This window comes from Bradyrhizobium sp. WYCCWR15520 (genome assembly GCF_056174665.1).
Genome location: NZ_JBWBWM010000006.1, coordinates 198,351 through 216,961 on the forward strand (window position 1 = coordinate 198,351; position 18,611 = coordinate 216,961).

The 18,611-nt window shown below is 63.4% G+C and carries 21 protein-coding genes; 9 read left to right on the forward strand and 12 right to left on the reverse strand.

Going from position 1 to position 18,611, the window contains the following annotated elements; genetic code table 11:
• The first annotated feature begins 43 nt into the window (after nucleotides 1-43).
• Nucleotides 44-1,195 carry a hypothetical protein gene (locus AC0QUY_RS09110; RefSeq protein WP_475386585.1) on the forward strand — a complete coding sequence of 384 codons (1,152 nt, stop codon included), beginning with the start codon at nucleotides 44-46 and terminating at the stop codon, nucleotides 1,193-1,195.
• Between the two features lie 102 nt (nucleotides 1,196-1,297).
• On the opposite strand, the gene AC0QUY_RS09115 is transcribed toward AC0QUY_RS09110, so the two are convergent.
• The 8 genes from AC0QUY_RS09115 to ggt all read right to left on the reverse strand — a co-directional run bounded on the left by AC0QUY_RS09115 (nucleotide 1,298) and on the right by ggt (nucleotide 8,428).
• The gene (locus AC0QUY_RS09115; RefSeq protein ID WP_475386586.1) at nucleotides 1,298-1,786 is read right to left on the reverse strand and encodes a VOC family protein; all 489 of its coding nucleotides are present in this window, start codon (nucleotides 1,784-1,786) and stop codon (nucleotides 1,298-1,300) included.
• A gap of 32 nt (nucleotides 1,787-1,818) precedes the next feature.
• Nucleotides 1,819-2,244: a VOC family protein gene (locus AC0QUY_RS09120; RefSeq protein ID WP_475386587.1), complete on the reverse strand. Its 426-nt coding sequence runs from the start codon at nucleotides 2,242-2,244 to the stop codon at nucleotides 1,819-1,821.
• Nucleotides 2,245-2,371: 127 nt separating this feature from the next.
• On the reverse strand, nucleotides 2,372-3,109 hold the full coding sequence (locus tag AC0QUY_RS09125) for an enoyl-CoA hydratase/isomerase family protein (protein WP_475386588.1): 738 nt from the start codon (nucleotides 3,107-3,109) through the stop codon (nucleotides 2,372-2,374).
• A gap of 45 nt (nucleotides 3,110-3,154) precedes the next feature.
• Nucleotides 3,155-3,673, reverse strand: coding sequence for a cupin domain-containing protein (locus AC0QUY_RS09130; RefSeq protein WP_475386589.1), 519 nt, complete (start codon nucleotides 3,671-3,673; stop codon nucleotides 3,155-3,157).
• Between the two features lie 279 nt (nucleotides 3,674-3,952).
• Nucleotides 3,953-4,936 carry a D-2-hydroxyacid dehydrogenase family protein gene (locus tag AC0QUY_RS09135; RefSeq protein WP_475386590.1) on the reverse strand — a complete coding sequence of 328 codons (984 nt, stop codon included), beginning with the start codon at nucleotides 4,934-4,936 and terminating at the stop codon, nucleotides 3,953-3,955.
• Nucleotides 4,937-4,959: 23 nt separating this feature from the next.
• On the reverse strand, nucleotides 4,960-5,418 hold the full coding sequence (locus AC0QUY_RS09140) for an FKBP-type peptidyl-prolyl cis-trans isomerase (protein WP_475386591.1): 459 nt from the start codon (nucleotides 5,416-5,418) through the stop codon (nucleotides 4,960-4,962).
• 66 nt (nucleotides 5,419-5,484) lie between these two features.
• On the reverse strand, nucleotides 5,485-6,759 hold the full coding sequence (locus AC0QUY_RS09145) for an NAD(P)/FAD-dependent oxidoreductase (protein WP_475386592.1): 1,275 nt from the start codon (nucleotides 6,757-6,759) through the stop codon (nucleotides 5,485-5,487).
• 82 nt (nucleotides 6,760-6,841) lie between these two features.
• Nucleotides 6,842-8,428, reverse strand: a complete 1,587-nt coding sequence (ggt, locus tag AC0QUY_RS09150) for a gamma-glutamyltransferase (RefSeq protein ID WP_161849550.1) — start codon at nucleotides 8,426-8,428, stop codon at nucleotides 6,842-6,844.
• Between the two features lie 193 nt (nucleotides 8,429-8,621).
• Between ggt and trhO the strand changes: the two genes are divergently transcribed.
• Nucleotides 8,622-9,368 (forward strand): oxygen-dependent tRNA uridine(34) hydroxylase TrhO, encoded by a 747-nt coding sequence (trhO, locus tag AC0QUY_RS09155; protein WP_161849551.1) that lies wholly within the window; start codon nucleotides 8,622-8,624, stop codon nucleotides 9,366-9,368.
• Nucleotides 9,361-9,597 (forward strand): SlyX family protein, encoded by a 237-nt coding sequence (locus AC0QUY_RS09160; RefSeq protein WP_161849552.1) that lies wholly within the window; start codon nucleotides 9,361-9,363, stop codon nucleotides 9,595-9,597. The genes trhO and AC0QUY_RS09160 overlap by 8 nt, the downstream gene beginning before the upstream one ends.
• A gap of 87 nt (nucleotides 9,598-9,684) precedes the next feature.
• Here AC0QUY_RS09160 and AC0QUY_RS09165 read toward each other — a convergent pair whose 3' ends face one another.
• Nucleotides 9,685-9,906, reverse strand: coding sequence for a hypothetical protein (locus AC0QUY_RS09165; RefSeq protein WP_161849553.1), 222 nt, complete (start codon nucleotides 9,904-9,906; stop codon nucleotides 9,685-9,687).
• Between the two features lie 135 nt (nucleotides 9,907-10,041).
• Between AC0QUY_RS09165 and hemE the strand changes: the two genes are divergently transcribed.
• Nucleotides 10,042-11,088, forward strand: coding sequence for a uroporphyrinogen decarboxylase (gene hemE / locus AC0QUY_RS09170; RefSeq protein ID WP_475386593.1), 1,047 nt, complete (start codon nucleotides 10,042-10,044; stop codon nucleotides 11,086-11,088).
• Nucleotides 11,089-11,261: 173 nt separating this feature from the next.
• Here hemE and AC0QUY_RS09175 read toward each other — a convergent pair whose 3' ends face one another.
• The 3 genes from AC0QUY_RS09175 to AC0QUY_RS09185 all read right to left on the reverse strand — a co-directional run bounded on the left by AC0QUY_RS09175 (nucleotide 11,262) and on the right by AC0QUY_RS09185 (nucleotide 14,303).
• Nucleotides 11,262-12,875 (reverse strand): GMC family oxidoreductase, encoded by a 1,614-nt coding sequence (locus AC0QUY_RS09175; protein WP_475386594.1) that lies wholly within the window; start codon nucleotides 12,873-12,875, stop codon nucleotides 11,262-11,264.
• A gap of 211 nt (nucleotides 12,876-13,086) precedes the next feature.
• Nucleotides 13,087-13,863 (reverse strand): enoyl-CoA hydratase, encoded by a 777-nt coding sequence (locus tag AC0QUY_RS09180; RefSeq protein WP_475386595.1) that lies wholly within the window; start codon nucleotides 13,861-13,863, stop codon nucleotides 13,087-13,089.
• Nucleotides 13,860-14,303 (reverse strand): MarR family winged helix-turn-helix transcriptional regulator, encoded by a 444-nt coding sequence (locus AC0QUY_RS09185; RefSeq protein ID WP_475386596.1) that lies wholly within the window; start codon nucleotides 14,301-14,303, stop codon nucleotides 13,860-13,862. Before AC0QUY_RS09185 ends, AC0QUY_RS09180 begins: the two co-directional genes overlap by 4 nt.
• A 208-nt stretch (nucleotides 14,304-14,511) precedes the next feature.
• Between AC0QUY_RS09185 and AC0QUY_RS09190 the strand changes: the two genes are divergently transcribed.
• The 5 genes from AC0QUY_RS09190 to AC0QUY_RS09210 are packed head-to-tail and all read left to right on the forward strand — an operon-like array spanning nucleotide 14,512 to nucleotide 18,610.
• Nucleotides 14,512-15,240 (forward strand): GntR family transcriptional regulator, encoded by a 729-nt coding sequence (locus AC0QUY_RS09190; RefSeq protein ID WP_475386597.1) that lies wholly within the window; start codon nucleotides 14,512-14,514, stop codon nucleotides 15,238-15,240.
• A gap of 48 nt (nucleotides 15,241-15,288) precedes the next feature.
• Entirely contained in the window at nucleotides 15,289-16,260 is a 972-nt protein-coding gene (locus tag AC0QUY_RS09195; protein WP_161849558.1) for an ABC transporter substrate-binding protein, read from the forward strand.
• A 10-nt stretch (nucleotides 16,261-16,270) separates the two neighbouring features.
• The gene (locus tag AC0QUY_RS09200) at nucleotides 16,271-17,026 is read left to right on the forward strand and encodes an ABC transporter permease (RefSeq protein ID WP_475386598.1); all 756 of its coding nucleotides are present in this window, start codon (nucleotides 16,271-16,273) and stop codon (nucleotides 17,024-17,026) included.
• Nucleotides 17,005-17,802, forward strand: a complete 798-nt coding sequence (locus tag AC0QUY_RS09205; protein ID WP_475386599.1) for an ABC transporter ATP-binding protein — start codon at nucleotides 17,005-17,007, stop codon at nucleotides 17,800-17,802. The genes AC0QUY_RS09200 and AC0QUY_RS09205 overlap by 22 nt, the downstream gene beginning before the upstream one ends.
• Before the next feature lie 7 nt (nucleotides 17,803-17,809).
• The gene (locus tag AC0QUY_RS09210; RefSeq protein ID WP_475386600.1) at nucleotides 17,810-18,610 is read left to right on the forward strand and encodes an ABC transporter permease; all 801 of its coding nucleotides are present in this window, start codon (nucleotides 17,810-17,812) and stop codon (nucleotides 18,608-18,610) included.
• The last annotated feature ends 1 nt before the right edge of the window (nucleotide 18,611 follow it).

Genomic DNA, 18,611 nt, shown 5'->3' on the forward strand with positions numbered 1-18,611 from the left:
CGCCGGCCATTGTCGACGACGGCAGCGATCCCACCGGCATGCTGTGCGGGCGCTGACAATGGCGAACTTCCCCCGCGGCCTTCTGCTGTCCGCAGCGCTCTTTCTGTCGCTGCTCGAGGCGCCATCGTCGTCTGCGCGGGCACAGTCGCCGTCGCCTTCGCCCACTCCGACGGAGGAATGCGTCGAGTGCTACACGCCGACGCCCACGCCGAGCCCCTCTCCCTCGCCGAGCCCTTCGGCTTCGCCTACACCGACGCCAAGCCCGACACCGACGCCTGGCACCAACGCACCGTCGTTGGCCACGCCCGGCTCGAGCGCCGGATCGATCAACGACCTCGCCGGGCAGCGCTTCAACCAGATGATCACCAACCGCGTGCTCGGCAACGTGCTGCTGGGGATCAACGAGCAGGTCAATTGCAATGATTGCATCAGCGCGTTCGGTTCGGCTGGTTCGTTCTCGGCCGGCATTCACGGTCGCAAGAACCTGACGCCCAATCTGTCGCTGCTGGCTGGTATCGCCTACGCCCAATTCAATGAGGGCGGGTATCACGTCACCAGCGCGCCGATCGGCGCGTTCGCGCTGCGCTACGATTTTGTCGACTGGGGATCATCGCGGCCATTCTTCGATATCGGCACCATCCTGTCGCCGTTCCAGAAGGTGCGCTATTCGCGCAGCTATGCGACCAGCCTCGGCGCAGTATCGCTGGAAAGCTCGACATCGAGCGAAAACTACGCCGTCTACGGCCGCGCCGGCTGGATGAGCCGGTTTTCGCCGCGCGATGAGGCCGCAGCTTACGTCGAGGTCTGGCAGCTGTGGCAACGGGTGGAGGGCTATACCGACCCTGCGGCCGCGTACAATCCGTTCGACGCCTCGATCGCCACGGGCACCGACCGCACCAGCCTCATCAAGATCGGCGGACAATGGACGCACCTGTTCGGCTCGAGCGTCGAGGCCAACATCAACGGCGGATGGGTGCAATCCTTTGGGACGCGATCCGGCATCGTCGCCAGCGTGACCGGTGACGGCACCATCGTGCCTACGATCGGCAACCAGGGCTGGCTTGAATATGGCGGCCGGCTCGGCTTCCGCATCACCAAGGGCTGGGTCGCCGATCTCTTCCTCAACGGCACCGCCGGCCGGCAGCCGATCGGCAACACGCTTCACGGCGGCATAGGGTTGCGGATCAGTTATTAGGAAAACGTGTAGGCCTGTAGGGTGGGTTAGCGCAGCGTAACCCACCCTCTTTCTTCGCGCGTCGGTGGGTTACGCCTTCGGCTAACCCACCCTACGATCCTCCTACGCCGCGCTCTTTCCTTCATACGCCCGCTTCAGGCCTTCAACATCGAGCTTGACCATCCCGAGCAGCGCCTGCATGGCCCGCTTCGCGCCGGCGGAATCCGAACCACCGAGATATGTCGGCAGCGCACTTGGCACGATCTGCCACGAAACACCGAAGCGATCCTTCAGCCAGCCACATTTGCTGGGCTCGCCGCCATTCGCCAGCAGCGCATCCCAAAGCCGGTCGACCTCGGCCTGGTCGGCACAGTCGATCTTGAAAGAGACCGCGTGCGTATGTTCCAGCTTCATGCCGCCGTTCAGCGCCATGAAGCTCTGGCCGGCCAGCGTGAATTCGACCACCAGCACCGTGCCGGCCTTTCCGGCAGGGCCGTCGATCGGATTGCGCTGGATCTTCGTGATCCGGGAATCCGGCACCAGTGAAACATAGAGGTTCGCAGCCTCCTCAGCCTCGCCGTTGAACCACAAGCAGGGAGAAATCTTGGACATGGATAAACTCCGGTTGCTGATGCGTTCGATTGTCAGGCGGTAGCGGGCTGTGCGGCGGTTGCAGCCGCGACATCCATCCACATCACTTCCCAATGGTGGCCATCGGGATCTTCGAAGCTGCGGCCATACATGAAGCCGTAATCCTGCTTCGGACCCGGATCGGCACCGCCGCCCGCGCTTTGCGCCTTGCGGACCATGTCGTCCACCGCATCGCGGCTGTCGGCAGAAAGGCAGATCAGAACCTGGCTGGTGGCCTTGGCGTCGGCGATCTTCTTCGAGGTGAACTGGCGATATTTGTCGTGCGTCAGCAGCATGACGTAGATCGTTTCGGAGAAAACCATGCAGGACGCCGTATCGTCGGAGAACTGCGGGTTCTTTTCGCCGCCGATCGCCTGATAGAAGGCAGTCGAACGGGCGAGATCGCTGACCGGCAGGTTGACGAAGATCATTTTGGCCATAAGTGGGCTCCTTTTCGCGGGGTTCGGGCCTAGGACGAACGGACGGGGACGGGTCCGACATCCCTTTCAAATTATTTTTCAGACGGCGAATCGACACGCGATCACCGGAGCCGGCCGCGAACGGCCGCTACCTGCCCTTGAATTCGGGCTTGCGCTTTTCGGCGAACGCCTTGACGCCTTCCTTGAGGTCATCGCTGTCCCTGATGACATCGAGCAGCCGGCGCACGTCGGCGACCGTTTCCAGCGGCCCCTTCGGCATGGACTCGCGGGCGAGCTTTTTCAACGCCCGCACCACCAGCGGCGCGTTGGCGGCGATCTTGGCCGCCATCTCCTGGGCGAGCGCGACATGCTGCCCCTTCGGGGCCACCTTGTTGACGAAGCCGATCTGGTAAGCGCGCTCCGCCGACATTTCCTCGCCGACCAGCAGAAACTCCATCGCGATCTTGTGCGGCATGCGCGCCATCACCGAGGAGACGCCGCCGGCGGTGGTGCCGATCTTGCCCTCGGGGTAGATGAAGCGCGTCGTCTCCGACGCCACGCACATGTCGGCCATCTGGACCAGCACGAAGGCACCGCCGACGACCCAGCCAGATGTCGCGGCGATGACAGGCTTGTCCAGTTCGACTCCCAAGCCCGGCACGGCGTGCCACATGTTGACGGGAAGATCCCTGACGTCGGCGCCGACCGAAAAATATTTCTCTTCGGACGATGCGAGCACGGCAACGCGGTCGTCGCTTTCGTGAAAGCGGAGCCAGGCTTCGCGCAGTTCGTCACACAACGCATTATTGAGCGCGTTGTGCGCCGAGGCGCGATCCATGGTGATGGTGGCGACGTGGCCCGCGCTCTCGTAGCGAACAAGCTTCATGGGATTCACCCGCGCGATCCGCACCAGGGCGGCGTTTGTTGTTTCTTATTTCTTCTCAGCGGGATCGCGGTGCACCGGGTCGACCCACAGCACGGTCTCCGGCTTTTCCACCGGCTCGATGTCGAGGTTGATCGCCACCGCCTCGCCGTCCGAGCGCACCAGCACGCATTCCAGCACCTCGTCAGGGCTGGCGTTGATCTCCTGATGCGGCACGTAAGGCGGCACGAAGATGAAGTCGCCGGGACCGGCTTCCGCGGTGAATTGCAGGTGCTCGCCCCAGCGCATCCGCGCCTTGCCCTTCACGACATAGATGATGCTTTCGAGATGGCCGTGATGATGGGCGCCGGTCTTGGCGTCGGGCTTAATGGTAACCGTGCCCGCCCATAATTTCTGCGCGCCGACGCGGGCGAAATTGATCGCGGCCTTGCGGTCCATGCCGGCGGTCGAGGGAACGTTGGGATCGAGCTGATTGCCGGGAATGACGCGGACGCCATCATGCTTCCAGCGCTCGGCATCGTCATGAGAATGATCGTGGGAATGGGTGTGATCGTGAGTGCCGCTCATCTTGTTGCTTTCTAAATGGCCTGATTGCCCGAACGGTACATAAATCCTCGATGGCAAACCAGCCAAATCGAGGAACTTTTGAGCCGGTCTTGTATGCGCGTTCTTCTTACCTCGCCCCGCCTGCCGGGAGAGGTCGGATTGCACGGAGTGCAATCCGGGCGAGGGGTACAGGTCTATCGGAAAAATCTCATCGGGCGGAGAGAGCCCCTCACCCCAACCCTCCAAGAGCGAGCTTCGCTCGTCTCGACCCCGCAAGAGCGGGGCGAGGGAGCGCAGAGACTACCGCCGCGCCCTCCCCACCACATTCGGGTTGACCACGTTGATGGGTGAACCGGCGGCGTAGGCTGTGATCTGATCAAAGATATCCGTGAACTGGATTTCGTATTCGTCGCGCGAGACATAGCCGAGATGCGGCGTGCAGACCACGTTGTCCATATTCAGCAGGGGATCGTTGACATCGCGCAGCGGTTCCTTCTCGTAAACGTCGACCGCCGCCATGCCGGGTCGCCCGGCGCGTAGCGCATTGACCAGCGCGTTCGGCTCGATCAGTGGCGCGCGGCTGGTGTTGACCAGCAGCGCCGTCGGCTTCATGCGTGCGAGATCTTCGGCCTTGACGATACCGCGCGTGGCATCGACGAGGCGCATGTGCAGCGACAGCACGTCACAACGCTCGAAGAAATCAGCCTTGCTGGCGGCGGTCGCGTATCCGTCGGCGCGGGCCTTCGCCATGGCCGGCTCGCGCGCCCATACCAGCACGTTCATGCCGAACGCCTTGCCGTAGCCAGCAACGACGGCGCCGATCCGGCCGTAACCATAGATGCCCAGCGTCCTGCCGCGCAGCGTATGGCCGACGCCGATCTGCCATTTGCCGGCCTTCAGCGCCGCCATCTGCTGCGGAATGGCGCGCATCGCCGCCAGGATCAAGCCCCAGGTGAATTCGGCTGTGGCATAGGAGGGTGTATCGGCGTGCTGGCTCGACGACACGATAATGCCGAGCCCGGTGCAGGTATCGATGTCGATATGCGGATAGACGCTACGCTGGCTGATCAGCTTCAGCTTCGGCAGCCGCTCCAGTAGCGGCGTGCGGATCTGTGTCCGCTCGCGGATCAAGACCAGCGCTTCGGTATCCTTCAGGCGCTCCGCCAGCAGACCCACATCCTGGACGTGATCGTTCCAGATCGTGACGTCGTGCCCGGCGAGCTTACGAAAACAGTCGAGGGTGCGCACCGTGTCGAAATAATCGTCGAGGATCGAGATCTTCACGATGCGCTCCCATCAATGCGCAGCTATTTCACCGCCAGCAATTCGACGTCGAACATCAGCGTCGCATTCGGCGGAATGACGCCGCCGGCGCCGCGCGCGCCGTAGCCGAGCGCGGGCGGAATGATCAGCGTGCGCTTGCCGCCAACCTTCATCGAGGCGACGCCCTCATCCCAACCGCCGATCACCTGGCGCTGGCCGATCTTGAACTCGAACGGCTCGTTGCGGTCGACCGAAGAGTCGAATTTCTTGCCCTTCTGGCCATTTTCGTAAAGCCATCCGGTATAGTGCATGACGCAAGTCTGGCCGGTCTTCGGCGAGGCGCCGGTGCCTTCCTTGCTGTCGATGATCTGCAAGCCTGAAGCTGTGGTCATGGGTTTTCCTGCGGTCTGGGCCGATGCCATCCTGATGGCAGCGGGCGTGGAAACCGCCGCTGCCACGGCGGCACATGCGGTCCGGATAATCGTGCGTCGGGAGAAGCGCATCTCAGTATACCTCGTTCGAGAGACCGACGTCTCTAGCGCAGAGCGGGCGGTTTCCCTAGCCATTTTTCAGCGGCCAGCCATGCTGTCATCGCGATCGATGGCGAATTCGTGCAGCAGCGGCGAGGTTTTTCCGGCGATCAGATCGCCGATCAATCGTGCAGCGAGAAAACTGAACGTGATGCCGTTGCCGCCATAGCCGTAGGCCGCATAGATGCCCTTGGCGTCGGGGACCGGACCGACCAGCGGCAATCCATCATGCGTGGTGCCGAACGTGCCCGCCCAGCGGATTTCGACCTCGGTCTTTGCCGCCGGCCAGAGCGCGGCTAGCCTTCTTGCGAGGATGACTGATTTTTCGGAAATCAGGCGGTCACGCGCTTCCGGCTCGACAATCTCCGTGCTGTCTTCGCCGCCGATGATAATGCGTCCGGCCCGCGTCGTTCGCGCATAGAGATAATCCTTCGCGTCCTCCCAGATCAGCGTGCCACCGTTCCAGACGCTTTGCGGCTGCGGAACGGTCGCGATCGCCCAGCTCGACGACACCGCGTGCACGGAAGACTGCACGATGTCGGGCATGACGTAACCGGTGGCGAGAACGACAGATGACGCCTCAATCTCGCGGTCGTTGGAAAGACGGACGTTGACCGTGCGCCCGGCGGCATCGAACACAACGGCCTCCGCTTCGAACCGCCGCGCCCCGCGCGCCATCGCAGCCTCGAGCATCCCATGCGCCAGTTGCACGGGATCCGCATCGGCCGCACCCGAGGAGATGATCGCACCGGCACGCACAATGCCAAAGCTGTCGCGCAGTCTGCCGTGATCCAGAAACTCGCCCGGCAGGCCGGCGCGCATCCGCCGGCGGTGCTCCTCCATCAGATCAACGCTGTTCTCGTTCGCCGCGAGATAGAGCGAGTTCTTCTCCCGCATGCCGCAGACAATGCCGAGCTCGGCCACCAGCGATTTCAGGCCGGCGACGGCCTCGAAGCTGGCGCGATAGACCCGCGCGGCGCGCTCGAAGCCGCAAGCCTCGCTCAGGTCCCGCAGCGGCTGGTCGATTTCCCACAGCAGCATCGAGGTCGAGGCCGCGGTGCTGCCGCGGCCAGGCAGCTCGCGATCGATGATCACTACATCCAGGCCCTGACGCGTCAGGCGTTCGGCGACCATCGAGCCGGTGATGCCGGCGCCGACGATCAGTGCGTCGCATTTTATATTTTCGCTGAGTTCGAGACGCGCGTGCTGTCCCGCCCTCGCAAACCAGGGCGAACGACCGCCGTGCAGGTCGGCCTGATCGAAATCCTCGGGACCGAGTGAGCTGATGATCGCCCCCTGAAAACAGGCGGCCATCTCCTGGCAAGAGGACGGCCCGCCGCATCGTCCTAACGAATGCGAGGGGCTTGCGGTTCCGGCGACGAAGACCCCGCTGGGCTCAGTAGCCCAGCGCGCAGCCGTCCTTGCGGGGATCGGAGCCGCCGGTCAGCGTGCCCTTCTCCCAGTCGATCCAGATCGCCTGGCCACCGCCGAGCGGACCGACCACGCTGGTGGTCTTGTGCCCGATCTTCTTCAGGCCTTCGACGATCTCGGGCGGCACGCTGTCCTCGAGCTGATAGACCCCCTCGTAGTGCAGGCCACGCGGCATATCGATGGCTTCCTGCACGTCGCAACCATAGTCGAGAATGTTGGTCAGCACATGGCTCTGCCCCACCGGCTGGTACTGACCGCCCATCACGCCGAACGGCATCACCGCGCGGCCGTTCTTCGTGGCGAGTGAGGGAATGATGGTGTGCAGCGGGCGCTTGCCCGGCGCGATGCAGTTGGGGTGGCCGGGTTGAATCCGGAAACCGCCGGCGCGGTTCTGCAAGAGGATGCCGGTCTTATTGGACACGATCGCCGAGCCGAACGAATGCGCGATTGAGTTGATGAACGAGCAGACGTTGCGGTCTTTGTCGACCACGGTGATGTAGACGGTCGACGGATTCATCGGCGGCGCGACGTTCGGCAGATCGAGCAGCCGATCCATCTTGATGTTGTTGATGTGCTCTTCGGCAAACTCCTTGGCGAGGATGCCGGCGACGTCGACATGCACTTGCTGGGGATCGCCGATGTACTGCTCGCGCATCATGTAGGCGATGCGCGCGGCCTCCGCCTCCAGATGGAAGCGCTCGATGCTGAGCGGCGCGAACTTGGTCAGGTCGAAGCGGGAAAGGATGTTCAGCATCACCAGCATGGTGATGCCAGGACCGTTCGGCGGGCACTGCCAGACGTCGTGGCCCTTGTACATCGTGCCGATCGGCGCTGTCGTTTCGGTCGAATGCGCGGCAAAATCTTCCAGCGTGTGCAGGCCCCCGATGCCGCGCAAGGTTTCCACCATGTCGGCGGCGATCTCGCCGGCATAGAAGGCGTCGCGGCCGTTCTTGGCAATGGCGCGCAGCGTCTTGCCCAGTTCGGGCTGGCGGATCACGTCGCCGGCGACCGCCGGCTTGCCGTGCGGCAGCAGATAGCGCTCGGTGTTGGTGCCGTTCTTCAGCTTCTCGAACTGGTTCTTCCAGTCGAAGGCGATGCGAGGCGCAACGACATAGCCTTCCTCGGCGGCCTTGATGGCGGGTTGCAGCAGCGTGTCGAGCCCCATCTTGCCGTGGTCGCGCAGGATCGTGTCCCAGGCGTCGATCGCGCCGGGAATGCTCACCGAATGGGCCGATGTCAGGGGCACCGAATGGATCTTGCGCTCCAGGTACCATTCGGCGGTCGCCGCCATCGGCGCGCGGCCGGAGCCGTTATAGGCGACGATCTTGCCCTCGCCCCTCGGCTGGATCAGCGCGAAGCAATCGCCGCCGATGCCGGTCGATTGCGGCTCGATGACGCCGAGCAGCGCACAGGCCGCGACCGCAGCGTCCGCGGCCGTGCCTCCGGCCCGCATCACGTCGATGGCGACCAGCGCGGCGTCCGGATGCGACGTTGCCACCATCGCGTTCTGGGCATGGACCGTCGAGCGGCCGGCGAAATGGAAATTCCTCATCGCGAGTGCTTTCTTTTCAGCGTTCTTGAGCATCCCGCGGGGACCATCGGGGCGGGTTTACAGACGGTTCTTTGGCATATTCATCCCCGGCAGGGCAATGGTTGGCATGCCAGCGGGGCGTCAGGGCCAATGTGCGGAGTATGCAGGGCTTTACGGGGTTTCCCCGGCCCGACCTGCCTGATAAACGGGCGCCATGCCGTTCAAGGTCGCCGCCTTCTATCAATTCGCCGCGCTGCCGGACTTCCGGGAGTTGCGCGAGCCGCTGCGCGCGATAGGCGCCGGCCTCGGGATCAAGGGCAGCGTGCTGTTGGCGCAAGAGGGCATCAACGGCACGGTTGCGGGCAGCGACGAGGGCATCGACGCGCTCGTCCACGAGTTGCAGCATGGCGCCCTTTTCGGCGGCCGGCTCGACAACCTCGAACTGAAATTTTCGACCGCTGGCGACATGCCATTTCAAAGGCTGAAGATCCGGTTGAAGAAGGAAATCGTTACGCTCGGAGATGCCACGGTCGACCCGACGCGGCAGGTCGGCACCTATGTCGAACCGTCGGAATGGAATGAGTTGATCGCCGCTCCCGACACGCTGGTGATCGACACCCGCAACGCCTTCGAGGTGGCGATGGGCACGTTCGAGGGCGCCGTCGATCCCGGCATCAAGAGCTTTGGGCAGTTCAAGGATTTCGCCGCGGAGAAACTCGACCCGGCGAAGCACAGGAAGATCGCGATGTTCTGCACCGGAGGCATCCGCTGCGAGAAGGCCAGCGCCTACCTTTTGGCCCGTGGATTTTCCGAGGTCTATCACCTCAAGGGCGGCATCCTCCGCTATCTCGAAGGGGTACCGGAGGAAGAGAGCCGTTGGCGCGGCGAATGTTTCGTGTTCGACGAACGCGTGGCACTGGGTCACGGCCTGCGGGAGCGCAGCGATGGCTCGCATGAGTGAAGTCAATAGATTGAGCGATAGCATCGACAGCTTGAACGATCGCCTCGACGCGCTGGAGATGCGGCTGACCTATCAAGACGTGACCATCGAAACATTGAATCAAACGGTCACGGCGCAGTGGGCCGAGATCGACAGGCTGACGCGGAAGGTCGCGGAACTGAAAGAGCGCTTGCGAGAAGCCGAGAACAACATGCCGGGCCCAACAAACGAACGGCCACCGCATTACTAACGCTTGCTCGCCCAAACAAAAGCGGCTCCTTAGGGAAGGAGCCGCTCCTGCCGCGCGATCATGCGCGGGTATTCAACGGTGAGTGCGCTAGCGGAAGACCGCGCGGACTTTGTCCCACAGCGATGGATTCTCATGTTCGCGATCGGCTTTCGACGGCGCCGGTTGCGCGGCGCTCACGGGGTCAGATGCCGGGAACGTGTCGACTAGCCCGGCCTGAAGCTTTTCGTGGGTTTCCCGATCAGCCTTGGCCGCTTCACGGGGATCGTCGGCGTGTTTGTCATGCGCCGCAGGATTGAATTTCTCGGCCATAGGTACCTCCATGGCTGAGATAACGGCTCGGTTTTGCGCCGGTTCCACCAACGTGTCTCGCATCATTCCTTGGCCAATCGGGAACCTGCGTGTATCAGAGGCGCCAGAGCAGTGTTGTCGCAGGAACCTTTCGTTTTGTCCCAGAAGTCCGCCGAAAAACCATTTCTCGAGGTGCTGTCCGGCCACAGGCAGAAGGTGCCGCCCGTCTGGATGATGCGGCAGGCCGGTCGCTATCTGCCGGAATACCGCGAACTGCGCGCGAAAGCCGGCGGCTTCCTCGATCTGTGCTTTACGCCCGAATATGCCGCCGAGGTGACGCTGCAGCCGATCCGCCGCTTCAACTTCGATGCCGCGATCATCTTCTCCGACATTCTCGTGATCCCCTACGCGCTCGGCCGCTCCGTGCGCTTCGAGGCCGGTGAAGGACCGCGGCTCGATCCGCTGGATACGCCGGAGCAGGTGACGACGCTGGCGCGCGAGGCCGATTTCGGCAAGCTCGAGCCGGTCTACGAGGCGCTGCGCCGCGTGAAGCGCGAACTCGCGCCTGAGATCGCGCTGATCGGCTTCTGCGGCGCGCCGTGGACCGTCGCGACCTATATGGTCGCAGGACAGGGCACCCCGGACCAGGCGCCGGCGCGCATGATGGCCTATCGCCATCCCGATGCGTTCGCCAAGATCATCGACGTGCTGGTGGAGAATTCGATCGAGTACCTGCTCGGCCAGCTCAAGGCCGGCGCCGATTGCTTGCAGATCTTCGATACCTGGGCCGGCGTGTTGCCGCCGCGCGAATTTCAGCGCTGGTCGATCGAACCGGTAAAGCGCATCGTCGCCGGCGTGCGCGCGCAAGCGCCCGATGCGAAGATCATCGGCTTTCCCCGCGGCGCTGGTGCGCTGCTGCCGGCTTACGTCGAGGCGACCGGCGTCGACGCCGTCAGCATCGACTGGGCGGCGGAGCCTTCCATGATCCGCGAACGCGTGCAGAACCGCGTCGCCGTGCAAGGCAATCTCGATCCGCTGGTATTGATCGCGGGCGGGGCCGCGCTCGACCGCGCCGTCGACGATGTGCTGGCGAACTACGCGCGGGGGCGGCTGATCTTCAACCTCGGCCACGGCATCCAGCCGGAAACCCCGATTGCTCATGTCGAGCAGATGCTGAAGCGGGTAAGGGCGTTCAAGGGCTGAGGCAACAGCTCCCTCGCCCCGCTCTTTGCGGGGTCGAGACGAGCGAAGCTCGCTCTTAGAGGGTCGGGGTGAGGGGCTCTCTCCGCAAAGCTGGTGCGAGTTGATAGACCTGTACCCCCTCACCCGGCGCTACGCGCCGACCTCTCCCCGCAAGCGGGGCGAGGTTAGAACGCTTACCGCGCGTCCTCCAAGATCATGTCCGACGCCTTCTCGGCAATCATGATGGTCGGCGCGTTGGTGTTGCCTGACATCAAATCCGGCATGATCGACGCATCGACGACGCGCAATCCTTCGATGCCGCGCACGCGCAAGCGCTGGTCGACGACGGCGAGCGCATCGCTCCCCATCCGGCAGGTCGAGGTCGGGTGATAGACCGTGCTGCCGGTACGGCGGCAGAAATCGAGCAGTTCATCGTCGCTCTGCACTTTCGGACCGGGATCGACTTCCGCGACCGCGTAGGCCTTCAGCGCGGGTGCTGCAAGAATCCTGCGCAGGATACGGATGCCGTCGATGAAGGCGCGGCGATCGGTTTCGGTCGCGAGATAGTTGATGCGGATTTCCGGCGGCACGGCGGGATCTGCGCTCTTGATGCGGAGCGAGCCGCGGCTCTCGGGACGCAACTGACAGACCGAAGCGGTGAAGCCGGAAAGCGCGTGAAGTTTCTCGCCCATCTTGTCGGTCGAGAACGGCAGGAAATGAATCTGGATATCGGGCGAGGCCAGCCGCGGGCTGGTCTTGAAGAACGCGCCCGACGTGCCGGCGGCAATCGTCAGCGGCCCCTTGCGCAACGCGGCGTACTGAATGCCCGCCATCATCTTGCGGATCGGATGATTGACCACGTCATTCAGGGTGACCTTTTGCGCGCAGCGCGTGATCAGTCGCACTTGCAAGTGGTCCTGCAGATCGTTGCCGACGCCTGGCGCGTCGAGCACGATCTCGATGCCGTGTTGCTTCAACAGATCTGCCGGCCCGACACCGGAGAGCTGCAGCAGTTGCGGCGAATTATACGCGCCGCTGGAGACCAAAATCTCCTTGCGCGCCCGCGCCGTGCGCACGCGGCCTTCCTGCTTGTACTCGACCGCTTTCGCGCCACGTCCTTCGAACAGGATACGCTGCGCCAGCGCTGAAGTTACGATGTGGAGGTTGGGCCGCGTCCTGGCGGGACGAAGATAAGAGAACGCCGTGCTAGCGCGGCGCCCGCGCCGGGTCGTGGTCTGGAAGAACCCCGCCCCTTCCTGCGTGGCGCCGTTGAAATCGGGATTGGTTGGAATGCCGGTCTCGGCGGCGGCAACGACAAACGCTTCCGATAACGGATCGTGGTGCCGCCAGTCGGATACCGGGAGCGGGCCATCGCTGCCGTGATATTTGTCCGCGCCGCGCTGCTGGTTCTCGGCCTTCTTGAAATAGGGCAGCACGTCGTCATAGCCCCAGCCGGTATTGCCGCGTTGGCGCCAGCGATCGTAATCCTCATGCTGGCCGCGCACGTAGAGCAGGCCGTTGATCGAACTGGAGCCGCCGAGCACTTTTCCGCGCGGCTGGAACACCTGACGACCGTTCAGGCCCGGTTCCGGCTCGGTCTGGTACATCCAGTTGACGGATTTTTCCTTGAACAGTTTGCCGTAGCCGAGTGGCACGTGGATCCAGAGGTTGGTATCCTTCGGTCCCGCCTCCAACAGCAATACCGAATGTTTGCCGTCGGCGCTCAGGCGATTGGCGAGCACGCATCCGGCCGAGCCGGCGCCGACGATAACGTAATCGAATTCGGAAGCATCATTGTTCTTGTTCATTTGTTTCCCCCGCAGGCGGACAGAACAGGTAGCGGGGCGGCCACAGGCGGTCAATTCCCTCCCGGTCGCAGGCGTGGAAATAGAAGACTTCCAATCGTGGTGGCGGCAACTTCACCGGACAATCTGCCGCATCCCGGAATGACGACGCGCTCGTCCCGTCATATCCCAGGATGCATTTTTCACCTGCGGAAGATTACTAAAATTCGTCCGACTAGCTGGCGGCGAGCTTCAGGAAGTCCGGCGGCCGGCGCTCGGCGAATGCCACGAAAGCCTCTCGCGCCTCGGCGGTCTTCAGGCGAGCCGCGAACTGCTCGCTTTCCGTCTTGATCTGCGCCATCAGAAGTTCCGGGTTGCGCATCAGCCGCTTGGTGGTGCTGACGGCGCCCGCCGGCTGCTTCGCCAAACGCGATGCGAATGCCCTCGCCTCTGCGTCGAGCTTGTCGAGCGGCACTACGCGGTTGGCGAGACCCCAGGCGAAGGCGGATTTGGCATCGACGGCTTCACCGAGCGCGAACATCTCAAAGGCACGGGCATAACCGATGCGAAGCGGCATCAAGATGCTGGAAGAGGCTTCCGGCACCAGCGCCAGATTGACGAACGGCGTCGACAACAGCGCATTCTCGGCCAGCACGACCAGATCGCAATGCAGCAGCATCGTGGTGCCGATGCCGACGGCGCGCCCCTGAACGGCCGCGACCAGCGGGCGGCTCGAATGTGCGAGCGCCTGCAGGAAGCGACCGACATGCCGCTCGCCCTGGACGGCGCCGGTCGCGATAGCGGCGAACTCGCCGACATCGTTGCCGGCAGTGAACATATCGCCCTCGCCGCGGATCAGCAGCACGCGCACGGATGCATCCGTCTCGGCGGCTTGGATCGCATCCGCCAGCGCGCCATACATCGCGTTGGTGAGTGCGTTCTTCTTGTCGGGACGGGCCATCGTCAGCGTCAGGATCCCGTCGCTCTTCTCGATCTTGATATGCTCTGTCATTCGTCTTCTCCTCTGGGAAATCTCGTTTGCATCGTGGTCAGCCAGCGCGCGACGACGTCGATCTCGGCGTCGGTAAATCCATCAGTGAGGCGCGCGTTGACCTCGACGAGCCCGGCTTTCGACTGCGCCATCGCCTCGCGGCCGGCCGGTGTCAGCCACAGACGCCACGCGCGCCCGTCATCGGGATCGGCGCGCCGCTTGATCAGGTTTGCCGCCGTCATCCGGTCCACCAGGCCGCTGATGCCGGGCGGCCCGAGATCGAGCGCTGCCCCCGCCTCGCCCATCAGCACGCCGTCACGCTGGCCCAGAATGAACAGCAGGCCGGCCTGTGTAGCGGTTACGCCGCTGTCCTGCCTGCGCGCCATCATCCAGCGCTGCAGCCGGCGCTGCGCGACGTTGAGCAGGAACACCAGCCGGTGCTCGCGACGGGGGCTCATCATGCTGAGGTCGATTTATTTCGCACGCGAACTATCTAGGTGAGTGCGGGGAGGTTGTCACGATGATTTTGAGCCGATGCCACGAGGACATTTCTGGGGCTGATCCGTCCACAGCGAGCTGGTTTGAAAGAAAACGTGATCGATCAGCAGCTTATCCGAAAAATCGATTTTCGATTGACGATCTCGCCTCTCCTCGCCACTCTGCGCCGCCATGAGCAGTATCGGGTTGAGTTTTGGCGACAGCCTTGCCCACGAACGGCCTCGCAGCCTGACGTCCGCCGTTCAGGAACGGCTGCGCGCGGACATTCTCTCGACCCGGTTGTTGCCCGGCCAGAAGCTGCATATCGCCGGTCTCGCCAAACAGTTTTCGGTCAGCCTCGCCGCGGTGCGCGAAGCGCTGTCGCGGCTGGTCGCGGACGGGTTGGTGCAGGCGTCCGACCAGCGCGGCTTTCGCGTCAGCCCGGTATCGCCGGCCGACCTGCGCGACGTGACGCAAACCCGTGTCGACATCGAGGGGCTGGCGCTGCGCCGCTCGATCGAGCGCGGCGATGCGGCCTGGCTTGCGTCGGTGGAGAAGTCGTTCGCGGCGCTCTGCGCCGTTCCCCACACCTATCCTGATGATCCGACGCATCACTATGAGGAATGGGTGGTCCGGCACCGCGTCTTCCACCGTACGCTGGTGAATGCCTGCGGCTCGCAATGGCTGCTGGGCTTTCGCGACGTGCTGCACGAGCAGAGCGAGCGCTATCGACGATTAGCGATCCGACGCAACACCGAAAAGTCCCGCAACGTTGAGTCCGAACACGCCGCGATCGTGCGCGCCGTGCTCAAGCGCGATGCCGATGCCGCGGTCGCGGCGCTCGCGGCACATTTCCAGACCACCATGCGTCTCGTCGAGCTCGCAGCACCGAAAATTTCCGGAGATGGCGACACCGCCTGATCGAGCGCTCGAACATCAAATCAAGAAAAGCAAAAGGGAAACGTCACAATGAAGATCACGCGACGCCACATACTGGCAACGATATCAGCCGCCACCGTGCTGGGCGCATCGGCCATGGCGCAAGCCGCAGACACCGTCCGCATCGGGCTTCCGACGAAAACCTATTGGCCGACCACGATCGCGGAAACCGCGGTGCGCCAGAAACTGTTCGAGAAGGAAGGCATCAAGGCCGAGCTGACGATCTATCGTGGCGGAGCCGAGACATTCGAGGCGATGGCGGCAGGTGCCGCTGATGTCATTCTCGACGCGACTTCGCTGGTATCGGCCGGGCGCAAGAAGGGGGTCAACTCCAAGGTGCTCGCGAACGCCGCCATGGGCTATTACGGCTGGCAGTTGATGACGCTTTCGAAATCGACGCTCGGCGTCAACGATCTGAAAGGCAAGAAGGTCGCCATCACCTCCGCGGGCTCCGGCTCCGACCTGCTGGCGCTGTGGACCCAGCAGGACAAGAAGATCGAGTTCACCCGCGTTCCCGTCGGCGGCGGTGGGCTGGTGCCGAACCTGCTCGCAGGAAACGTCGACGCAGCGGTGGTTTATTCGCCGCTAAGCTTCCAGATCTCCAAATCGGGCGAAGCGCGCAGCATTCTCGACTTCTCCAAGGAAGTACCGCCGAACCTCGCTGCGGGGTGGATCGCGCTCGACAAATACGTACAGGACAAGCCGCAACTGGTGCAGAAGACACTGAACGCGCTCTATGGCGCGCTGATGTTCATGCGCGCCAACAAGGACGCCTCCGTCAAGCTGATCACCGAGCTTTATGAAATACCCGCGGAGATCGCGGCGCTGGAATACGAAAACACGATCATGAAGCTTGAAACCGACGGCAGCATGGACGGGCCGAAGATCACGGAGCAGCTTCAGCTCGCACTCGACATGGCCAAGGCCGGCGGCATGAAGGACCTTGGGCCGGCGGCGGAGATCATCTCGACGCAGTTCAAGCCGGTTCCGACCAAGTTCTGAGGCAGACGCAATGCGAGCAGGCATTGGCGTAAAGGCGGCGCGGATCGCCATTGTAGTGGCGCTGTTTGCGATATGGGAGATCCTGTCGCGGACCGGCATCGTCAATCCGCGCCTGCTTCCCTCCGCTTCCGACACGCTTTTCACGCTGGGCGATCTCCTGCAGCGGGCGAGCGTGCGTAGGGATCTCGTGGTCACCGCGAGCGAGGTGGCGACCGCGTTCGCACTCGCCGTTCCCGTCGGTGCCCTGATCGGCTTCCTGATCGCGGAGAACCGTTACTTCGCCGATGTCGCGAAACCGCTGCTGTTCTTTGCCTTCAGCATCCCGAAATCGATCTTCCTGCCGATGTTCATCCTGGTGTTCGGGGTCGGCTTTTCGCAGAAGGTCGGCTTCGGATTCTTCTCGACCATCTTCATCGTGATCATGTCGACCACGACAGCGGTGGAGTCGGTCAAGGTCGAACACCTGACGGTCGCCCGCTCCTATGGCGCGACACCGATGCAGACCGCATTTCGCGTCTATTTGCCGAGCATGCTCCCCGTTCTGCTGGAGGCGCTGCGGATATCGATGATCTTCAATCTTACCGGCGTCATTCTCGCCGAAATGTACGCCTCGCGCGACGGCATCGGCCATCAGATCGCGACCTGGGGCGAGAATTTTCAGATGAAGCAGTTGCTCGCCGGCGTGGTGATGATCGCGGCCATTGCGATTGCCTTCAATGAACTGGTCAGATGGGTGGAAACACGATGCAGCCATTGGCGAACATAACCCCGCTGAAGCCGGCCGGCGCGATCGAGGTCCGCAATGTCGGGCAGGTCTTTAAGACCACGACGCAGGATGTCGTCGCCCTCGATAATGTATCGCTCGACGTCAAGCCCGGCCGCTTTGTCGTGCTGGTCGGCCCGAGCGGCTGCGGCAAATCCACGCTCCTGATGATGATGGCCGGGCTGCGCCAGCAGACCTCAGGCACGATCACGATCAGCGGCGCGCCGATCCCCGAGCCCGACCCCAATCGCGTCGGCGTGGTATTTCAGGAAGCCAGCCTTTTTCCTTGGCTCACCGCAGAAGAGAATGTCGAATTCCCGCTGGCGTTGCGGGGAGTCACGAAAAGCGATCGCCGCGCCCGGGCGCAGGATGCGTTAAAGCTCGTCGGCCTCGACGGTTTCGGCAAGCGCCATCCGCATGAACTGTCCGGCGGCATGAAGCAGCGCGTCTCGATCGCGCGCGGCCTGGTGCAGGATCCGCCGGTATTGCTGATGGACGAGCCGTTCGCGGCACTCGACGAGCAGACCCGCATGACCATGGGCGATGAGCTGCTGCGGATCTGGGCAGCGACTGGCAAGACCGTGGTATTCGTCACCCACAGCCTGACGGAAGCGGTCTATCTCGCCGACGAGGTGATCGTGATGTCGCCGCGGCCCGGCCGCATCGTCGATCATCTGCAGGTCTCGCTGCCGCGGCCGCGCACCTATGAGATGCTGAGCGGCGACGCGTTCGGCAGCCTGCGCGACCGCATCTGGCGGCATATACGCAAATCGGCATGAGGCGAGCATGAGCGCGGCAACGCTTCGCAGATTGATCGTGGTGGCCCTGATCGCGCTGTGGGAAATCCTGCCGCGCGCGGGCCTCATTCCCGAGCTGTTCCTGCCATCGCTGTCCTCGACGCTCGCGGCCGGCTGGAACGAGGCCGGCGAGTACGGCCACGCGCTGGCCGTGACGCTCTATGAGGTCGCAATCTCGATGGCATTCGCCTGCGGCGGCGGTATTTTGCTCGGCGCCATCGTCGGCAGCCTGCCGCGGCCGCGCATCCTGATCATGCCGATGGTCTCGAGCCTCTATGCGGTGCCGCTCGTCATCCTCTATCCTGTCTTCACAGTCTGGCTCGGCATCGGCTCGGAATCCAAGATCGCCTTTGCCTCGATCTACGGCTTCCTACCGACGATGCTGGCGACCGCCGCAGGCATCCAGACCATCGATCCGCAATTGCTGCTGGCCGCCCGCAGCATGGGCGCGACGCTCAGCCAGCGTCTGATTCGCGTGATCATCCCGGCGGCGATCCCGACCGTGCTGTCCGGCCTGCGCGTCGGCGGCGCGCTTGTGATCGTCGGCGTGGTGGTGTCGGAAATGCTGATCTCGTCGGCAGGAATCGGCTATCTGATCTCGCGCTACCGCACCATCCTCGACAGCCCGCATGTCTTCGCCGGCGTGCTGCTGGTGCTGGCGATGGCGATCGCGTTCAACGCCGCGATCAAATGGATCGAGCGCAAGGCCGCGATCTGGCAGACCGGCACCCGCGCCGGACAAGCTGCGTCGGAAGAAATAGCGCCCACGGCGCTGCAGCCTGCTACCTGAC